The organism is Escherichia sp. E2562 (assembly GCF_005781075.1).
In the GTDB taxonomy this organism is placed as follows: Bacteria; Pseudomonadota; Gammaproteobacteria; order Enterobacterales; family Enterobacteriaceae; genus Escherichia.
In genome coordinates this window covers 1-3,294 of the sequence record NZ_VATM01000039.1, presented here as the reverse complement: position 1 = coordinate 3,294, position 3,294 = coordinate 1, and the positions used below count along the sequence as shown (strand labels likewise).

The 3,294-nt window shown below is 42.8% G+C and carries 4 protein-coding genes; all 4 read left to right on the top strand.

Going from position 1 to position 3,294, the window contains the following annotated elements; all coding sequences use genetic code 11:
• Nucleotides 1–79: 79 nt before the first annotated feature.
• The 4 genes from FEK43_RS22645 to FEK43_RS22630 all read left to right on the top strand — a co-directional run bounded on the left by FEK43_RS22645 (nt 80) and on the right by FEK43_RS22630 (nt 3,253).
• Nucleotides 80–1,179, top strand: a protein-coding gene (locus tag FEK43_RS22645; protein ID WP_130261386.1) for an IS3 family transposase whose coding sequence is annotated in 2 segments (ribosomal slippage) — nt 80–335 and nt 335–1,179 — 1,101 coding nt in all. Because the reading frame shifts where the segments join, the coding sequence is not laid out codon by codon here.
• A 184-nt stretch (nt 1,180–1,363) separates the two neighbouring features.
• Nucleotides 1,364–1,927 (top strand): hypothetical protein, encoded by a 564-nt coding sequence (locus FEK43_RS22640; protein WP_135381349.1) that lies wholly within the window; start codon nt 1,364–1,366, stop codon nt 1,925–1,927.
• Between the two features lie 54 nt (nt 1,928–1,981).
• Nucleotides 1,982–2,578: a hypothetical protein gene (locus FEK43_RS22635; RefSeq protein ID WP_135381347.1), complete on the top strand. Its 597-nt coding sequence runs from the start codon at nt 1,982–1,984 to the stop codon at nt 2,576–2,578.
• Nucleotides 2,579–2,809: 231 nt separating this feature from the next.
• Nucleotides 2,810–3,253 (top strand): hypothetical protein, encoded by a 444-nt coding sequence (locus tag FEK43_RS22630; protein WP_135383448.1) that lies wholly within the window; start codon nt 2,810–2,812, stop codon nt 3,251–3,253.
• Nucleotides 3,254–3,294: the final 41 nt, after the last annotated feature.

Sequence of the window (3,294 nt, the reverse complement as noted above, 5' to 3'; positions counted from 1 at the left end):
TGATCTCCTCCCTGAAAACAGTACCAGTCTAAACTGAAGTCTCCGGTCTTTCTTCCTGCTAACAGAGAGGCTTATTACCATGAAAAAGACCCGTTATACCGAAGAACAGATTGCGTTTGCGCTGAAACAGGCCGAAACCGGCACCCGCGTAGGGGAAGTCTGCAGAAAGATGGGTATTTCTGAGGCCACCTTTTACAACTGGAAGAAGAAATTTGCCGGTCTGGGCGTGACGGAACTGCGGCGTCTGCGGCAACTGGAGGATGAAAATCAGCGGCTGAAGAAACTGGTGGCCGATCTGAGTCTGGATAAGGAGATGTTGCAGGAGGTACTGAAACAAAAGTTCTGAGGCCGGCTCAGAAGCGACAGGCGGTGCATTTCCTGCAGGAAGCATACCGCATCAGTGTCCGCCGGGGATGCGGGTTGCTGATGCAGAGCAGAACTGTCTACCACTGGCAGAGCCGGCGTGACGATCGGGCGATAACCCAGCGTATCCGGGAGATCGCGGAAACCCGGATACGGTATGGTTGTCCGCGTATTCATATCCAGCTGCGGCGGGAGGGCTGGCTTGTTAACCATAAGAAAACACACCGGATTTACTGTCTGGAAGGCCTCAACCTGCGCAGAAAGCGCCCCCGCAGACATGTCAGTGCAGCACATCGCCAGCAACGTCCGGTCCTGACGCATATCGATCAGTGCTGGAGTATGGATTTCGTGTCGGATAATCTGTTTAACGGACGGCGTTTCCGGGCGCTGACTGTAGTCGATAATTTTAGTCGGGAGTGTCTGGCGATCCATGCCGGAAAGTCGCTGAAAGGCGAGGATGTGGTCGGTGTGATGGAAGGGTTGCGGGTGCTGGGTAAGCGCCTGCCAGTACGTATTCAGACAGATAACGGCAGCGAGTTTATCTCAAAAAGTCTGGATAAATGGGCGTATGAACACGGCGTGACCCTGGACTTCTCGCGCCCCGGAAAGCCGACAGATAACCCGTTCATTGAATCATTTAACGGCAGTCTGCGGGATGAATGCCTGAACATTCACTGGTTCCTGTCACTGGAAGATGCGCAGGACAAACTCGACAGCTGGCGCAGGGAATATAATCATGAAAGGACACATTCATCATTAAATGACATGACTCCGGCTGAATTCATCCGAAGTCTCCGGAAAGACGAAGATCTCTGATTTAGCACTGCACTGATTTTGGGCCAGGGTCAATTTGGCCGGGTTCTCAAAAAATGCATGGAACTAAAACGGGTCTATTTACAATGCTATCTGGCAACCATTTCTGAATGCGCTGAAAAAAGATGCTCCGGAATGGAAGAAATACAGCGAAGATTTTCTTGATAAAATGGCATGGATGCAGGATGTGACCACGGAAAAGGTGGGCCTCTCGTTATGGCATATGCACCCAATTAAGTTTTTGGCAGCGTTAGAAGTTAAGAGTAGTACTGGATGGGCGCATAGTCCATTTGCTGATTTATTAGGGCATGTTGAATCTAAAAATGATTATACCGCATATAATAAAACTTATCCCCATCCCAACCCAACTCACAGTGAGACTCATTATAAAACAAACTTGACGTCGATGACTATAAGTCAAGTCATGAGTGCACAATTTCGATTTGATATGTTTGCTACAGGGCGTTTTCAAATCATTCCTAGTACATTAAGAAGTGCCGTGGAAGAATTGAACCTAGACGTTAACTCTCTTTATGATGAATCGATGCAGGATAAGATCTTTGAAGAGTATTTAATAAAGATCAAACGAAAACCCATCATTGAATATCTTGAAGGAAATGGAAGCGTAGAGGATGCTATTTACGCTTGGGCGCAGGAATTCGCCTCAGGTGGAGTCAGAAAAGGGAAAACGATTAGTAAAGGTAGAACGGCACATAACGAAGGTGTTTCATATACTCTGGTGACGGCTTGAATCGAGCACATTTAATGCCGGATGAAATGGTTGAAATTCTTGAGGAATCTAAAAATGAGAACAGATAAAATAGTCCATTATTTTCCTTTACTATTTTTAGTGTACTCTCACTTGTCTTATGCAACCCACCAACATAACGATGTTGTTGATGTTAGCAATGGGCCATTTACAAAAGAGTTATTATTAAAAGGCTCCCAGAACGACTTCTCACCTTGGTGGAAAGAGAATGTCGAGGTAGAGTTGAGCAAGCCAGTCAACTTTGCGGGGAAGTACAGATTATTCGTATCCCCGGGAGGTCATGGTAAAGAGTGCACTCACGATTATTGGATTTGTGGTTGGGTAATTGATAAAACTACTGGTGAAGTTGTTTCGACATTACCAACGTCGCCAGAAGGTGGTAATTGTTATGCTGAGTCTGTTGATAATGGAACGTCAGACGGTCTTAAATTCAAAGTAATTGCCTATGCAGATCGCACATCATTGACCATTATAGGTCGTGCTGTTAACGCGCCATTGCGTGATGCAGACGGAGAATTTTTAGTTCCAGAGTGCAGATCGATTAAATATAATTTCGACGAAATGAATTACGCCATTATTAAAGAAGATAATGGTTGTAATCTTAAAAAAGGAGTTGATGTTTATGGAAAATAATCAAGAATACTGTTAAGTAAAATGTTTGAATTTTAATGAGTCATTGTTTGGACGCTTCATTATGAAATTGGTGTTATGTAATAGAAAGCCACATCGCGTTTGATAAACAGAAAATAGGAAAACTAAAAAAAATGAAAGCCACATAACTGAAGGAAAACAAAGTTAGACGTATTTATTTGCTGCCTAAGCAGAAATAGTAAAATTTATTGAATATAATCACCCTGAGCACTTATGAAAAATTTATTTTTTCTGCTACTAACTCCAGTGTTTTGTAATGCAAACGTTTCTACTGTTTTCAAGTCTTCTTGCGTTGGTATTCAATACAGTATCGAATCATTTTGTAGTGTAAATAATCTTAATGGTGACCAAGATAAACTTACCATACCAATTTGCAGCAAACAAATATTCATCCTTGGTAAGGAAAATCATGACCTATCAGAGTCTACAGGTTTTGTGGAACGTATTAACATTAAAGGCGAAAAAATAAAAATGATGAATTTCGTTTTCTACGGGGCCACATGTAAAAGTGATAGAATCATTTTATCCGGCGCAGGTGGTTGTAATTCATGTGGTGAAACGTTTAAGACATTTAATCTATCAGGGAAAGAAATTAATGAGAAATCTACCATGCTAGATTTGGAACCTATGCAGGATATTATTCCCGATCTTTATTAAATTAATAAGAGAAAATACGGCCTTGTGACGCTAAAGGGGTT

What these genes read in the sequence shown, in the direction of transcription:
- FEK43_RS22635 (WP_135381347.1), top strand. Translation starts at nt 1,982, where the DNA reads ATGAGAACAGATAAAATAGTCCATTATTTTCCTTTACTATTTTTAGTG.
- FEK43_RS22630 (WP_135383448.1), top strand. Translation starts at nt 2,810, where the DNA reads ATGAAAAATTTATTTTTTCTGCTACTAACTCCAGTGTTTTGTAATGCA.